Annotated in this window: 18 protein-coding genes; 14 read left to right on the plus strand and 4 right to left on the minus strand. The window is 34.3% G+C overall.

Annotated elements, in window-relative coordinates; all coding sequences use genetic code 11:
* Positions 1-165: 165 nt before the first annotated feature.
* The 3 genes from H2O64_RS05540 (at position 166) to H2O64_RS05550 (ending at position 2,788) form a co-directional block, all read left to right on the plus strand.
* Positions 166-651 (plus strand): IPExxxVDY family protein, encoded by a 486-nt coding sequence (locus tag H2O64_RS05540; protein WP_187561177.1) that lies wholly within the window; start codon positions 166-168, stop codon positions 649-651.
* Positions 651-2,081, plus strand: a complete 1,431-nt coding sequence (pyk, locus tag H2O64_RS05545; protein WP_187561178.1) for a pyruvate kinase — start codon at positions 651-653, stop codon at positions 2,079-2,081. Before H2O64_RS05540 ends, pyk begins: the two co-directional genes overlap by 1 nt.
* 83 nt (positions 2,082-2,164) lie before the next feature.
* Positions 2,165-2,788 (plus strand): low molecular weight phosphatase family protein, encoded by a 624-nt coding sequence (locus H2O64_RS05550; RefSeq protein ID WP_215907127.1) that lies wholly within the window; start codon positions 2,165-2,167, stop codon positions 2,786-2,788.
* A gap of 115 nt (positions 2,789-2,903) precedes the next feature.
* On the opposite strand, the gene dinB is transcribed toward H2O64_RS05550, so the two are convergent.
* A complete protein-coding gene (gene dinB, locus H2O64_RS05555) occupies positions 2,904-4,016 on the minus strand; it encodes a DNA polymerase IV (RefSeq protein WP_187561179.1) in 1,113 nt (370 codons plus the stop codon).
* 41 nt (positions 4,017-4,057) lie between these two features.
* Here dinB and H2O64_RS05560 point away from each other — a divergent pair, with 41 nt between their 5' ends.
* The 8 genes from H2O64_RS05560 (at position 4,058) to prfH (ending at position 11,879) form a co-directional block, all read left to right on the plus strand.
* Positions 4,058-4,534, plus strand: a complete 477-nt coding sequence (locus H2O64_RS05560) for a CYTH domain-containing protein (RefSeq protein ID WP_187561180.1) — start codon at positions 4,058-4,060, stop codon at positions 4,532-4,534.
* The gene (locus H2O64_RS05565; RefSeq protein WP_187561181.1) at positions 4,527-5,039 is read left to right on the plus strand and encodes a YciI family protein; all 513 of its coding nucleotides are present in this window, start codon (positions 4,527-4,529) and stop codon (positions 5,037-5,039) included. The genes H2O64_RS05560 and H2O64_RS05565 overlap by 8 nt, the downstream gene beginning before the upstream one ends.
* Before the next feature lie 109 nt (positions 5,040-5,148).
* The gene (locus H2O64_RS05570) at positions 5,149-5,982 is read left to right on the plus strand and encodes a hypothetical protein (protein ID WP_187561182.1); all 834 of its coding nucleotides are present in this window, start codon (positions 5,149-5,151) and stop codon (positions 5,980-5,982) included.
* Between the two features lie 2 nt (positions 5,983-5,984).
* The gene (locus tag H2O64_RS05575) at positions 5,985-6,866 is read left to right on the plus strand and encodes an endonuclease/exonuclease/phosphatase family protein (protein WP_187561183.1); all 882 of its coding nucleotides are present in this window, start codon (positions 5,985-5,987) and stop codon (positions 6,864-6,866) included.
* A gap of 597 nt (positions 6,867-7,463) precedes the next feature.
* On the plus strand, positions 7,464-8,771 hold the full coding sequence (locus H2O64_RS05580; protein ID WP_187561184.1) for a PcfJ domain-containing protein: 1,308 nt from the start codon (positions 7,464-7,466) through the stop codon (positions 8,769-8,771).
* 10 nt (positions 8,772-8,781) lie between these two features.
* Entirely contained in the window at positions 8,782-10,179 is a 1,398-nt protein-coding gene (locus tag H2O64_RS05585; RefSeq protein WP_187561185.1) for an RtcB family protein, read from the plus strand.
* A gap of 154 nt (positions 10,180-10,333) precedes the next feature.
* Positions 10,334-10,888 (plus strand): tetratricopeptide repeat protein, encoded by a 555-nt coding sequence (locus H2O64_RS05590; RefSeq protein WP_187561186.1) that lies wholly within the window; start codon positions 10,334-10,336, stop codon positions 10,886-10,888.
* 394 nt (positions 10,889-11,282) lie between these two features.
* A complete protein-coding gene (prfH, locus tag H2O64_RS05595) occupies positions 11,283-11,879 on the plus strand; it encodes a peptide chain release factor H (RefSeq protein ID WP_187561187.1) in 597 nt (198 codons plus the stop codon).
* Positions 11,880-11,967: 88 nt separating this feature from the next.
* Here the strand turns inward: prfH and H2O64_RS05600 are convergent, their stop codons facing one another.
* Together H2O64_RS05600 and H2O64_RS05605 are read right to left on the minus strand one after the other, a co-directional pair.
* Entirely contained in the window at positions 11,968-12,129 is a 162-nt protein-coding gene (locus H2O64_RS05600) for a hypothetical protein (RefSeq protein ID WP_187561188.1), read from the minus strand.
* 113 nt (positions 12,130-12,242) lie between these two features.
* Positions 12,243-13,358 (minus strand): TolB family protein, encoded by a 1,116-nt coding sequence (locus tag H2O64_RS05605; protein ID WP_187561189.1) that lies wholly within the window; start codon positions 13,356-13,358, stop codon positions 12,243-12,245.
* 44 nt (positions 13,359-13,402) lie between these two features.
* Here H2O64_RS05605 and H2O64_RS05610 point away from each other — a divergent pair, with 44 nt between their 5' ends.
* The 3 genes from H2O64_RS05610 to H2O64_RS05620 all read left to right on the plus strand — a co-directional run bounded on the left by H2O64_RS05610 (position 13,403) and on the right by H2O64_RS05620 (position 15,278).
* Positions 13,403-14,656: a M20/M25/M40 family metallo-hydrolase gene (locus H2O64_RS05610; protein WP_187561190.1), complete on the plus strand. Its 1,254-nt coding sequence runs from the start codon at positions 13,403-13,405 to the stop codon at positions 14,654-14,656.
* A 212-nt stretch (positions 14,657-14,868) separates the two neighbouring features.
* Positions 14,869-15,027, plus strand: coding sequence for a hypothetical protein (locus H2O64_RS05615; RefSeq protein ID WP_187561191.1), 159 nt, complete (start codon positions 14,869-14,871; stop codon positions 15,025-15,027).
* An 80-nt stretch (positions 15,028-15,107) separates the two neighbouring features.
* Positions 15,108-15,278, plus strand: a complete 171-nt coding sequence (locus H2O64_RS05620; RefSeq protein WP_187561192.1) for a hypothetical protein — start codon at positions 15,108-15,110, stop codon at positions 15,276-15,278.
* Between the two features lie 73 nt (positions 15,279-15,351).
* Here the strand turns inward: H2O64_RS05620 and H2O64_RS05625 are convergent, their stop codons facing one another.
* The gene (locus tag H2O64_RS05625; RefSeq protein WP_187561193.1) at positions 15,352-15,570 is read right to left on the minus strand and encodes a hypothetical protein; all 219 of its coding nucleotides are present in this window, start codon (positions 15,568-15,570) and stop codon (positions 15,352-15,354) included.
* Positions 15,571-15,597: the final 27 nt, after the last annotated feature.

A 15,597-nucleotide genomic window follows, 5' to 3' on the forward strand; every position in this document is an offset into this window, starting at 1 on the left:
TCACTTTTTAAACAATTCAGCAATAGTTTCTACTAGATTTTGCGATTTCAAAAAAAGAATGTGGTAGCTATAACGTTTTCGTTGTGAAATCTTCATAAACATTGCTAAAATTTAACCTTTTCTAGTCATTAAATTATATATTTACATTTGTTAATAGTAAGATTTATGGCAATTCATAAACTCTTTGAGGATGATTTTGAAGAAGATAACTATACGCTGATAGCAATTCATTGCTCAACAGAAGATTATCGATTAGCGTACTTATTAAACACCAATCTCAACTTAAAATTAGCAAGGAAACAGGAAGATTTAGACTATAATTATATGGAAGCTTCTTTCTCGATATACGAGTGGGACGATGAAGAAAATTTTGTAACATGGAATTTGGTAGCCAATACCAGTAAAAAAGAAGTGGAGCAAATGGCAAGTGCTGGATCATTGTTTTCAGATCAAAAAGGAAAACGAACCATCTCTAAATATTTAATTCCCGAACAAAAAAGAGTAGATTATTTCGTTAAAATATCAAGCGAAAGCTACTTAAAATCTTCCAAAATTATAGTATCTAGAATAAACGCAATTGCTGAGGTAATTACAGCATACACCGTGAATCCAAATCAACTAAAATCTAAGAACAATTTAATTTTTGAGTAATGCCAAAAAGAAAAAAGACCAAAATAGTAGCTACATTAGGACCTGCAACAAGTTCTAAGGAAGTCCTTAAAAAAATGATTGAGCAAGGAGTAGATGTATTTCGCATCAACTTTTCACATGCCAATTATGACGACGTAAAAGAACGTATTGCAATGATTCGCGAATTAAGTGAAGAATTTGGGTATAATACGTCCATATTAGCCGATTTACAAGGTCCAAAACTAAGAGTTGGAGTTATGTCGGAAGATGTAATTGTAGAGCCAGGAGACGAAATTATATTCTGTACAGGAAAAGAATTCAAAGGAACCTCTAAAAAGGTGTACATGAATTATCAAAACTTTCCAAGAGATGTAAAAGCTGGCGAACGTATTTTATTGGATGATGGAAAACTAATGTTTGAAGTGGTTGATACCGATGGAAAACAAGAAGTACTGACCAAAGTAATTCAAGGTGGACCCTTAAAATCTAAAAAAGGAGTAAACCTTCCAAATACAGCGATTTCATTGCCAGCGTTAACGGAAAAAGATGTGAATGATGCCATTTTTGCCATTGGACAAGATGTAGATTGGTTGGCACTTTCGTTTGTGCGTAATAGTCAAGATTTAATAGACTTACAAGCAATTATCAACGAGCATTCGGAACATAAAATTCCAATCATCGCAAAAATTGAAAAGCCAGAAGCAGTAGCAAATATTGATAAAATTGTTGCGTATTGTGATGGTTTAATGGTAGCACGTGGTGATTTAGGAGTAGAAGTTCCTGCGGAAGAAGTACCATTAATTCAAAAGCAATTAGTATTACGCGCTAAAAAAGCAAGAATTCCAGTAATCATTGCAACGCAAATGATGGAAACTATGATTACAAGCCTTACGCCAACAAGAGCTGAGGTAAATGACGTAGCAAACTCTGTAATGGATGGAGCTGATGCAGTAATGTTATCAGGAGAAACTTCGGTTGGTAAATATCCGGTAGAAGTAATTCAACAAATGACGAAAATTATCAAAAGTGTTGAAGATTCGCCATTAATCAATGTGCCACAAGAGCCACCACACATTCGTACCAAACGTTACATCACAAAATCAGTATGTTACCATGCTTCAAACATGGCAAACGAAATCAAAGCCAAAGCAATTTGTACACTCACAAACAGTGGATATACAGCTTTTCAAATTTCAGCTTGGCGACCAGATTCACATATCTTAGTATTTACATCTAACAAAAGAATACTTTCACAATTAAACCTACTTTGGGGCGTAAAAGCATTTTTCTATGACAAATTTGTAAGTACAGATGATACTGTGGAAGATGTAAACAGAATCGCGAAAGCAAAAGGATTTGTTAAGAAAAACGACATGCTTATCAACTTAGCAGCCATGCCAATTACAGACAAAGGAATGGTAAATACATTGCGTGTTTCGTTGATAGAATAAATTCAAATCAAAAAATAAATAGTACAGCAATATGCTTTGATACGTGTTTGTATTGAAGCATATTTTTTTAATTACAAACAATTATGATTTTTCAAGAATTACAAGAAAATGCAAAAAAGCTCACGCAGAACTTCGACACAATTACTGAGAAAAGAAAAGCACAACTAGAAACACTATCTGCGTATATTCAAAAAAACTACGAAAACAAAAAAACTCCGAAACTTATTGTGATTTGTACACATAACTCAAGGAGAAGTCATTTAGGACAATTATGGTTAGCAGCAGCAGCAGATTATTACAAATTACCTGCTATGGAAACCTTTTCGGGAGGAACAGAAGCAACCGCATTTAATCCAAATGCAGTGGCAGCAATGCAACGAATAGGATTTAAAATTTTTGCATTGATTGAAGCTGAAAATTCTGTCTACGCAGTTCAATGGAAAGAAGATCAACCATCATATCATGCATTTTCAAAGCGTTTTGAAAATGCTCAGAACCCTACAGAAGAATTCGCAGCAATAATGGTGTGTACTGAAGCTGATCAAGGCTGTCCTTTTGTACCAGGAACTGATTTTAGAATCGCATTGCCTTTTGAAGATCCAAAAGCATTTGACGGAACACTACAAGAAGCTGCAAAATACGACGAACGTTGCGAACAAATTGGAACAGAAATGTTGTATGTGCTTTCAAAAGTATCTATAGATTAATAAAAAACATTCGTGAATTCGTGGTAAAAAAAGCAAGAGTAACTCACACAACAGCAAAGCGATCTAACAGGCGAAGCCAATACTAAAATACTAAGAGCGAAGCAATCTAACAAGTCTAAAACTCAAACTTTAACTGGACAGAAATACTCTTTTTCTGTTCAGTTTTTTTTTGCTCCTTTTCTTTCTTATCGGTGTTTAAATTATTCAAAGAAATTCCAAGCAAGCGCACAGAATCTTTCAATTTCTCTTGATATAATAAATCTTTTACCGTTTCTAAAATCAAATCTTTATCTGAAATAAAATACGGAATTGTTTTGCTGCGTGTTTGTGTGGTAAAATCGCTATACTTTATCTTTAACGTAATTGTTTTTCCTGAAATGGAATACTTTTTTAAGCGTCTTTCTAATTCAGTTGCGATATTTTCGAGCTTTTCCAGCATAAAAATTTCACTGGTCAAATTATCTGAAAACGTACGTTCGGCAGCAACCGATTTTGCAATTCTATTTGGTTTTACAGCACTGAGATGAATTCCGCGTACGACATTAAAATAGAAGCTTCCCGATTTGCCAAAATGTTCTGTTAAAAAATCAACATCTTTACTTTTTAAATCTTTTCCCGTAAAAATTCCGAGTTGATACATGCGTTCTGCAGTCACTTTTCCAACACCGTAAAACTTACGAATATCCAACGCTTCTAAAAAATCCAATACTTCTTCTGGCGGAACCGTTTTTTGTCCGTTAGGCTTATTATAATCGCTTGCAACTTTGGCAATAAACTTATTAATGGAGATTCCAGCGGAAGCTGTCAAACCAACATCTTTCAGAATTTTGGCACGAATTTCCTCAGCAATCATAGAAGCGCTCGGATTTCCTTTCTTATTCTGCGTAACATCTAAATACGCTTCATCGAGTGATAAAGGTTCGACCAAATCTGTATATTCATAAAAAATAGCGCGAATTTGGTTTGAAATCTCTTTATAGCGATCATATCGTGGTGGGACAAAAATCAATTCCGGACAGCGTTTCCTTGCCAAATAACCACTAATGGCACTTCGCACACCAAACTTTCGCGCTTCATAACTTGCCGCACTCACAACGCCGCGTTTAGAACCGCCGCCAACAGCAAGTGGTTTCCCTTTCAGTTCAGGATTATCCAACTGTTCTACAGACGCGTAAAAAGCGTCCATATCCACATGAATAATTTTTCGTAACGGGAAATCAAAGTCCATATTCAAAATTATAATATCTTTAGCATTCTATAACGATATCTATGCAAGAAATAGAACGAAAATTTCTCGTTAACAATACAAAATTCAAAGAAGAAGCGATAAGTTCTTCTCAAATTGCACAAGGTTTTCTAAATACACATGCTGAACGAACGGTTAGAGTTCGCATCAAAGGAAACCAAGGATTTCTAACAGTCAAAGGTAGATCAAATGAAAGTGGAACCAGTCGTTTTGAGTGGGAAAACGAAATTTCGGTCGCGGAAGCAAAACAATTATTAGCACTTTGCGAAAAAGGAATCATAGAAAAAATCAGATACAATATTCCAAGTGGAAACCACATCTTTGAAGTCGATGAATTCTTTGGTGAAAACGAAGGATTAATTGTTGCAGAAGTAGAATTACAAGAAGAAAATGAAGCAATTCAAAAACCCGATTGGCTTGGTAAAGAAGTCACAGGGCAACTAAAATATTACAACTCACAACTCAGTAAAAAACCCTATAAAACTTGGCATCATGAATAAATATATCTTTATGTTTTTCGTCGTAATCTTTTGTTTTGCATGCAAACAGAATCAAGACGATCACAAACACAAACATGGAACAGAACACGATCATCACGCTGAAACAACACCTAAAAAATCGAAAGCAGCATTAAAAAAAGAACTTGTAAGCAAAGGATTCAAGGTCATTGACTATGTAGATCAAAAGACAAAAGATACTGTGTTAATGCAAGAATACTTTATAGCATTTCTGAAAAAAGGAAAAAATCGTACGCAACCTAAAAAAGTTGCAGACAGCTTACAACGACTGCATTTAGATCATTTAGGAAAAATGTACGACTTAGGATATGCAGATATTTCTGGGCCTTTTGGCGATTTGGGCGACATTCGCGGCGTTACAATTTATAATGTACCAACTATTGAAATGGCGGACAGTTTGGCAAATTCAGATCCAATGGTAAAAGCTGGACGTTTGGAAATAGAAATTCATCCGTGGTGGGCAGCCAAAGGATATTCATTGCGATAGACTTGTTCCCGCGAAAGCGAGAATCTCAGACGAAATAGCATCAATATAAACATTTATGAGAAACGTTATTTGGCTTTGCGTATTTTTTTCACTCTATAGTTGTGATAAAATGAGAGAAGAAAGTGAAATTAAGAATGTATGTAATAAATTTATAGAAGGCAGAGTAGCTTTTGATAAAGGAGATGCATCAATGCTAAAACAGATCACAACAGATTCACTTTTCTTAATAATTGAACTCAATGAAGAATACGCCAAACTTCTCGGTGCTGGAGGAGCTACGAGAATAAGAGAAGATATAAGAAATATTAGAATTAGAAATGCCAATATTGAGGGAGATTGCGCAATCTGCACGACAAGTCTTGGAGATTATTATATGATAAATCTTTGTAAGGATAATGAACAATGGAAAGTTAAAGGAGAAAATTACTCGTATCCAACGGTAGGTCAAATAAATAGAACAAAAGATAAAATAGAGAAGCAGAAAAAATTTCTATTAGAAAAACCAGCCGTAGATTCTGTCTTAAAAGTGGTTAATTCTTTTCATAAAGCTGTTAAAACGTATTTTCTAACAGAAGATCTAACTATATTATCTAAAACTTGTGATGCAGCTACTTTTAAAATTGTAAAAGATATATATCGATATACCAAAAAAGAAAACAAACTAAAGGATTTGAAGGAAGAAATTAAATTCCCGAAAGCTTTAGCTGTTGATTGTTTATTTGAAAAGGAAAAAGTTGCATGTAAATTCTATGATGAAGAAACGTATCTCAATCTTCGTAAAATAAATAATAACTACACAGTCACAGGTTTAAATAAAATAGATTCGGATAAAATAACACAGAATACCATTAAAGAACAATATTTAGACTTATTAAGAACGCTGTACTTATTGAGAACAAAAAAATACTGGAATAAAATGAAATTTATGGCGAACTCACGTTAAGCATGAAGCTAAAACTTTATTTCAAAAAAACATTACAAATCTTCCTTTTTGCGACGATCATTGTGCATTTTACAATAAAAGATACATTTTACATTTCATCGTTGCTATTCTATGCTTCTCCGCTTCCGCTGATTGTACTCGGACTCTTATTTTTATTACTATTTATAAAGGCTTCCGCCAGAAAGTACTATGCGATATTGGCAGTAGTAATCGCTATTATTTGGGTGAATAATAGTTACATATACACGCCAAAAGTTGAAACTGCTAAAGCATTAGAAGTAGTTTTGTGGAATGCGTACCGAACAGAAAATTTTCAAAATGGTTTTGAAGTCAGTAAAACAATTCCTGATGTGATGATTTTGATAGAATGTGATGAACACGATTACGAGAAAATCAAAGCAAAATACAATGAATATCATTTCTATTTCAATGATGAAGCCATTGGAATTTTTTCAAAAACACCATTCAAAATTCATTCAGATATCACTTCAAAATGGAATACAACGGTGGTACATTTTAGCACAAAAAACATACATTTTTATGCAGTTGATGTTTCGGCAAACGTAAAATATTTTCGCAAACCAATGCTAGAAAATGTCTTTTCTGAGATTAAAACGAATGACAAAACAATCGTTTTAGGCGATTTTAACACACCTTTTGAGACGTTATTTTTTAAAAATTTCAAAAAAAATTACCAGCACGCATTTACCGAAAAAGGAAACGGATTTCGCGAAACTTGGTTTTGGAATATTCCATTGCTCTCCCTAGACCACATTTGGGTTTCACAAGATTTGGAAATTCTAAATGTTGATAAAATTTCAACGACAAATTCTGATCATTCCATGCTCAAAATGTACCTCAAAAATGACGCTGAAAAAAAATAAATTTGGAAATTAGAATAATGATCTTCTATATTTGCAAACATCAAAACGAGATAAAAAAAAACAAATATTAATAAAAACTATACAGTGCAAAACGTAAAACTTACATATCGAAAAGGTGCCGGAAACATTCCGACATGCGACTTGGGTTTTACCAGTTGTATCTTCAAATAGTTTAGATATCACATCATAAAAAACCCGAGTTCATAAAAGACTCGGGTTTTTTTATGCATTATTTTCAAAATATGATCAAAATAGGATACATACATATCGTAACAACACTTGGGAATACCAAGCTATTGTTCGCATTAGAACCAAACTATTCTTTGAAATAAAGAATACATATACAACAGTATAAAAGCTCGGTTCTACCTAAGAATCGGGCTTTTATATTTTTAACAACACAACAAAATACTAGAAATCGTGTAGCGACACAAAACAAGAAAAGATGAATTTAATCAAACAAATGGAGCGACTGTAAACTCGGAAATGTGTTTTCAGTGCTAAAAAAGAATTTTTAATCTATTAAACAGAAAAAATGAAAAACGCGAAATCATTTAGCAAAAATTTTACTGAAAACAATATTCAAAAGAGACAGTCATGGAAACAACACATATACATCGAAAACATACATCGAAGTCCAGAAGATTAAAGGAAAAACTAGAAGCCAAAGCTAAAGAAGAAGCATTACAAAAAAGCTTAAAAAATCATAACAAAGCAAAAAAAGTACTGTTTACAGCAATGGTAGAACGAATTTTTGAAGGCAAAGAACGCACGTATTATCAAAACAATACACTTGCATATACCTTAGAAAATCTTTTCAGCTCGCTGAGCAAAAAGAAACAATCTAAAAGACGCGAAGCATTCAAAGAGTTACTAAATCACTTGTTCAAACAACGGTGTACAAAACTCTTACGAAACGAAGAATCTTTAAGAGCAATCTATCAAATAGCTTGGTTTAGTTCAGCATATCAAAGCGATCTAAAAGATTGGAAACGAAGTAGTCACAATCCTGAAAGACAACTCAAAGATTTGGTGAAACACTGTTTTGTAAAATACAATGTACCAGCATTCATGTACGAAGCTTGGTTAGACAGTAACCGAAAATACATGTCTTGGTTTATTGAATTGGGAAGAGGAAACAGTGTAAAAAGCTTAGCAAAAGTTCCTGTAAAACTCACAAAAAAAGGTGCGCATTATTTTTTACAAGCACCAGCGAGTTACACCATTGAAATGGCTTTGCGAAGAGCGCAAGCATTAGCATTCGGAACGGACGAATTGGTCGCAGAAAGAATTGCACATTCTAGCTTGAGCAGAAACAACTTTGAACACGAAGGTTTTTGGGAAACGGTCATTCAGTTCTTTATGAACCAAACCATGTTAGATTTCAACAAAATGAATGAAATCATGGACTATTTAGCAGATTGCATCCGAAATGATCGCAACTATTCAATCAAAGGAAGAACGATTACTTCGCTTACGCGACAATCAGACGAATGGCACGTAGCACAAGCAATTCATAGTGCAAGTTTGGTAGAATTATTTACGTGGAATCCTTTACTGAACAGTTCATTAATCGTTCAAACAAAACAAGAAAAAGATGCCAAAAAGTATCGCTTATTTGAACTCTGTTCTTCAAAAGAATTAATTGCAGAAGGTAAAAAAATGAACCACTGTGTAGCTTCGTATGCACGTTCATGCTGCGTAAAAGTAACTAGTATTTTCACATTGCGATGTACAAGTTTTTTAAAAGGACAAGAAACATTAGCAACGATTGAAGTGGACGTACGATCACAAACAATAGTGCAAGCAAAAGCACGATTTAACAAACCAATTTCGGCAGCAGCCAAAAAAATCATGAACGATTGGGCAGTGCAGCACGATCTAAAAATCGGAAAATGGTTATAAAATATAAATGATGGCAAAATTAAAATTACGAGGGAAAGACCTCATAGCAATAGGATATCCACAAAAAGGAAAAGCAATCAGTATCGCAATTGATGCGATGTTGAAAAATTACAGACGCGAACGAAAAGACAAAGTAATACAGCGTTTGAAATCAGTGCTTAAAAATCCTGAAAAATATGTAGGAGATGGAATTTTTGGCAAAATCGCCGAAGAACTCACAACTCCTGTACATATTGAAGCAAAACAATTAGAAACGAAACGCGCGCCGTTTACCATATTTGGCGAAAACGGAATTCAAGAAGAAGCAAAACACCAATTGTACACCGCGTTGAAACTTCCAATAGCAAGAGCTGGCGCATTAATGCCAGACGGACATTCGGGTTACGGATTGCCAATTGGAGGTGTTTTAGCGGCGAAAGATGCGGTAATTCCGTATGGAGTTGGCGTTGATATTGGTTGCAGAATGTGTTTGTCAATTTATGATATTCCAGCTTCGTATTTGGAAGGTCACAAAGACAAATATGTAAACATGCTGCAAGAACATACCAAATTTGGAGGTTTTGAAACGCACAAATCGATCAATGATCATGAAATTTTTGAACGCACGGAATTTAAAGATATTCCAACGGTAAAAAAATTGTTCAAAAAGGCGTACAGACAACTCGGTTCATCAGGTGGTGGAAATCACTTTGTAGAATTTGGAATTGTGGATGTTTCAGATGTAAACAACGAATTTAAGGTTCCTATCGGGAAATATTTGGGAATTCTATCGCATAGCGGATCGCGTGGAATGGGCGCAAACATTGCAAAACACTATACAAAGTTAGCAATACAACAAACGCCATTGCCAGGAGAAGCGAAAAACTTAGCGTGGCTTGATCTCAATACGCACGATGGACAAGAATATTGGTTGGCAATGAATTTAGCAGGCGATTACGCTTCGGCGTGTCACCACGATATTCATAAGCGTTTAGGAAAAGCATTAGGTTCACGACCGTTAGCAATGGTGGAAAATCATCACAATTTCGCTTGGAAAGAAATTGTCAATGGTGAAGAGTTAGTTGTACACCGAAAAGGAGCAACACCAGCACAAAAAGGCGTGTTGGGAATCATTCCAGGTTCTATGACAGCACCAGGATTTATTGTTCGTGGAACAGGAAATCCACTTTCGTTGCAATCGGCTTCGCATGGAGCAGGACGACAATTATCAAGGCGAAAAGCCAAGCAAACCATCACACAAAGTGACATTAAAAAACAATTAAAAGATCACGGTGTTACTTTAATTGGTGGCGGAATTGACGAAGCGCCAATGGCATACAAAAACATTCATCATGTCATGGCGAATCAAACCGAATTGGTAGAAGTTGTGGGAAGTTTTACCCCGAAAATTGTACGAATGGATAAATAATTCCAGTTTTTCATTCCCGCGTAGGCGGGAATCTATAAAAAAAGTTGAGTTGTTTCTTTCCAAAATACTAGGGAAACGGAGGTTCTCAAGGTTTCTCTAGTATTCAAAAAAGGGAAGATTCAACTTAAAGTTAAACAAAAAAAAAGAACACAAAATGTCAACATATACAAACGATATATTATTCATTCAGGCACTTGACAGCTATTCGTATGACTTGGAACAATGTGTAGAAAAGTTACAATATGTTTTGGGTGGAAACGATCATGCTGGTGCCAATAATTTAATGGGAAGAATTTATCATGAGCAATTACACGATTATAAAAATGCCCACGAATATTATCATCGTGCATTATGTATTGATCATGAATATGTAGAAACCTATTACTATTATCCGTTCTTATTAATTGATATCTGCGATTATAAAGAAGCATTACACGTGTTGGAAGTTGGGTTTTCATTACCACAAACCGACAAAGCACGCTTGCATTATGTAAAAGCGATTCTTTTAGAAAAACAAGAACAATTTAAAGAAGCAAAAAGCTGTTTGAAAAAATCAAAACACTTGGCTTTAAACGGCGAACACAGATACTTTGTTGAGAATCAATTAAATCGTATAAACGAAAAATTGAAAGAAGTAAAGAAGTCAATTAAAAAGAAAAAATTAAAAAAAATTAGAGCGAAGCTCACATTCAACACAATGTTGGATTAATATGAGATCAATATAAAATAACATTCAGGGTCTTCTTTTTCCGCAGTGTAGCAGACATTTTTCGTTAAGAATTTTTGAAACCTTGGAGAAATCTAAGATTCATGAACTCTTATTTAATGAAATAGAAAACAGTGAACTAAAATTTAGAAAAATGATTGCGGTTTTAGCTTTCCAAAGAGAAAGCTAAAAACACCTCTGGAAATCGAAGATTCATGAATACTTTAGTTTAAAATATAAATGACATGAACTAAAAAGCGCACTTTCTTTTGTTTCTTTTCTTTGTGCGAGCAAAGATAAAGAAAGTAAAAATCAAAGTATGAATTGCTTAACTAAAATCATTCTTAAAAATTTTAAAGATTAGTTTGATCTCAGCTTAGATAAAAAAACAGAAATTATGGACAATCAATTTTGGGTGCAAATTTCTTCAGGTTCAGGCCCTGAGGAATGCTGCCTCGCCGTAAAATACTTAACAGAAAAATTAACGCGCTTGCCAAATTTTACATTTAGCGTTATTGAGTTGGTCGCTACAAAATATCAAAACTATACATCGGTTTGGTTGCGTGGAACAGGCGATAGTGACGAATTTAAAAACTATTGGCAAGGAAGTGTGCAATTTATTTTCAAAAGCCCGTATCGTGCAAATCACCAGCGTAAAAACTGGTTTGTAAACGTTCGCGTTTATGCAGCACCAACAAGGGTTTCTTGGTCTCCGAAAGAAGTTCAAGTGAAAACAGCGCGCAGTTCAGGAGCAGGTGGACAACATGTAAACAAAGTAGAAACGGCAGTCAATATCACACATATTCCAACAGGAATTATGGTGCAAGCGAGCGAAGAACGTTCGCAAATTTTAAACAAAAAACTAGCATTTGCACGCTTGGATATTGCTATCAAAGCACAAAATCGAAAACAGGAAAAAGCAGTTCAACAACAAAAGTGGATGCAACATAAACAAGTGCAACGCGGAAATCCTGTGCAAGTGTTTAAAAAGTAAAAACAGTCTGGGAAATGACTTAGTTACTTGTGAGATGCTGAATCAAGTTCAGCATGACGCAAGCGTCACTTTCCAGACTGTTTTTTTATTATTGTTGATTGGAAACACAGTTATCTTCACCGTTGTGGATAAAAGATTTACACGTAACAGTAATCAATGAAGTTGTGTTTATTCCACCTTTAATTTCGTAAGCGTTTAATACAGAAACTAAGTGTTTTCTTAATTGAATTTTCTTTTCATCTTTTTTCATGAGTATGCAATTTAAACTTTTGGTAAATTAAATATACTCAAAGTAAATTGAAATGTATCAAAATTCAAAAAACTATTGGTCTTGATTTATAAATTGCGGGAATGTTTACAGGGTTATTCCTGCCATTCTACAATGAAAAGATTCGTATCTCTTCCGCCGCCATTATTTCGGTTTGATGAAAAAGCTAATTTTTTCCCATCATTTGAAAATACTGGAAACGCATCAAATGTTTCACTATGTGTAATGCGTTCCAAACCAGTTCCATCAATATTAATCATGTATAAGTTGAATGGAAAACCACGCTCGCTTTCATGATTAGACGAGAAGATGACTTTTTCTCCAGAAGGATGAAAAAACGGACTCCAATTGGCGTTTCCTAAGTCGGTTAATTGACGCAAATCACTTCCGTCAGCATTACAGATATATAACTCCATTTCGGTTGGTTGCACCAAACCTTCTGCCAATAAATCTTTGTATTCTTTGATTTCTGCTTTTGTTCTCGGACGTGATGAACGGAAGATAATTTTTGTTCCGTCAGGTGAGAAAAATGCGCCACCATCATACCCTAATTCGTCTGTAATTTGCTTTACATCAGAACCATCAATATTCATGGTATATAATTCTAAATCGCCACTTCTGGTTGACGTAAATACGATTTTATCTCCTTTTGGTGAAACCGTTGGTTCTGCGTCATACCCAACTTCATTGGTCAATTGCTTCACAATATTTCCTTCCAAATCGGCAACAAAAATATCAAACGAATCATACACTGGCCAAATATACTTTCCGTTTTTACGCAACGGAACTTCTGGACATTTTTCATCTACTAAATGCGTAGACGAATAAATAATGTGTTTATTATCTGGTAAAAAGTACGAACAGGTGGTTCTTCCTTTTCCTGTACTTACCATTGGTGGCATATTGTCTTTAAACGTTTCATCAACATTCATTAAAAACATTTGATCACAGGAAACATTCCAGTTGGTGTTATTCGATTGGAAAATCAATTGTTTGTCATCAAAACTCCAATACGCTTCTGCATTATCGCCTCCAAACGTAACTTGTCGGATGTTTTTAAAATATTTTTCTTCAGGATAAATTAAAGAATCGGTTGAAGCCGTTTTTACGATAACTTCTGATTCAGGCGTTGTTGTTGTCGCTTTTTCTTTTGTAGTTTCTTTACATGAAAAAACAGTACAAAGTAAGATTAAAACAAAAATACGTGTCATGGAGTGGTAATATTTTGATAATTTTACACAAAAATAACTTTCTTATGTTCACAAAACCATTATTTGGAATTCTTTTTTTAGTGTTGGTATGTTCTTGTAAAACAGAACGTACCGTAGAAAACAATATCAAACCAGATATAGAAGTATTGGCAGACGACTTATTGAAAGGTAGAGCTACAGGAACGCAAGGCGAAATAACTGCCGCATTGTACATTGCTGAACGCTTTAAATCAATGGGAATTTTACCAAAAGGCACCAATAAATATCTCCAAGAATTTACGTTTACACCAAAAACAGATCCGCATGCAGAAACTGTATATATCGAGAATAGTGAAAAAGGAACGATTACAGGAAGAAACGTTCTTGGATATATTGATAATAAAGCGGAAACTACGATTGTTATTGGCGCACATTACGATCATTTAGGAATGGGACAAGATGGTTCATTGCATAGAGGCGAACCAATGGTGCATAATGGCGCAGATGATAATGCAAGTGGCGTTGCTGTTATGTTGCATTTAGCGGATAGATTAAAAGAAGGAAACAAAAACAATAATTACTTATTCATTGCTTTTTCTGGGGAAGAAATGGGCTTGTTAGGTTCTAACTATTTTGTAAAAAACCCAACAATTGATTTAACGAAAGTGAATTATATGATCAATATGGATATGGTGGGTCGTTTGAAGAAAAATAAAAAATTGGCTATTTACGGAGTCGGAACTTCACCTATTTGGCAAGAAACTGTAGTGAAAGCAAATAGCAAACATACGTTCGATTTTAAACTCAGTGAATCAGGTGTTGGACCATCGGATCATACTTCTTTTTATTTACAAGATATTCCAGTGTTGCATTTGTTTACAGGACAACATGTAGATTACCATAAACCTTCGGATGATTTTGAAAAGTTGAATTATGAAGGAATGCTTCAAATTTCAAATTATATTTATAGAATTATTTCAGAAGTAAATTCAAAAGGAAAAATTGAATTTACAAAAACCGTCAACGAATCTGAAGATACACCACGATTTAAAGTAACGTTAGGCGTGATTCCTGATTATTTGTTTGATGGAAAAGGCATGCGAATTGATGGCATTAGCGAAAATCGTCCTGCACAAAAAGCAGGTTTGCAAAAAGGTGATGTTGTCATTCAATTAGGCGAACACGAAGTCACCGATATGAAAACCTACATGCGTGCATTGTCGAAATTTGAAAATGGTAATAAAACGACTGTAAAAGTAAATCGTAACGGCAAAACGATTGAAGCTGAGATTACTTTTTTTGATAAAAAGAAGAAATAATCATCATAAAAAAACACTTATCTATATTTCATATTGAGCGTTTGCATTGAGTAAAATTGAAATGCAGTCGAGATCCTTTTTACCTTAAAATTCACTCGTGATAATTTATAAATATGCGCATTATCAATTTATAAATCCTAACGTATCTTCCTTTTTTTGCAAATGAATTTGCACTTATTTAGCTTCATAATTAAACTCAAAATCAAACAATTATGAAAAACAATTCAGCAAAACAAAGAAACTTAGGAAAGTTAAATTTCAAACAAGTTACCATCTCTAGTTTAAGTAAACAAGAAATTAAAGGTGGTGGCGCTTGGACTATTCCTAAGCCATCAACTGCAGGAACGCAAAGCTGGTGTATCTGTCAATAATCAGATTGCTTGAATCTATTCTTTAGCTTTCTATACTTTTTTAAGAAAGCATCATTTAAAATTTTCAAAAAGCAAAACTTATGAAAAAACAAGCGATTAAAAACTTAAAGTTGAACAAGAAATCGATTTCAAACTTTAAGAACGAAAAAATCACAGGAGGATTAAACAAAACAAATCCGTTAGCAACAGCCTGTTCAGCAGGATGCTCTTTTGATTGTACCGTGCCAATTACATGTCAGTTTACCTGTTAAGATTGTGACCAAAAAAAGAGAGTCAATATAAAAGTTGACTCTCTTTTTTAATATGTTTTAAATTATATAAATATTATGGAAGTGGCGCAGGATCTGTCACATCTTGTCCATCAATAGAAGTGTTTGTACACACCATTTCTGCACATGACATACCATTTTCAGTAACACACTCATCGGTAACACAGGCTTGTAGGTCTGCACTAGCGCTATTTGGTGTCGCTTTTCCTCCTTTAATTTCTTGAATCCTTACTAATTTGGCAATCTTTATTTTATTTAATGCAAAACGTTTCATAAATATAGGGTTTAATTAATATTAGCT

Origin of the sequence: Kordia aestuariivivens (genome assembly GCF_014397005.1) — a bacterium.
GTDB lineage: Bacteria > Bacteroidota > Bacteroidia > Flavobacteriales > Flavobacteriaceae > Kordia > Kordia aestuariivivens.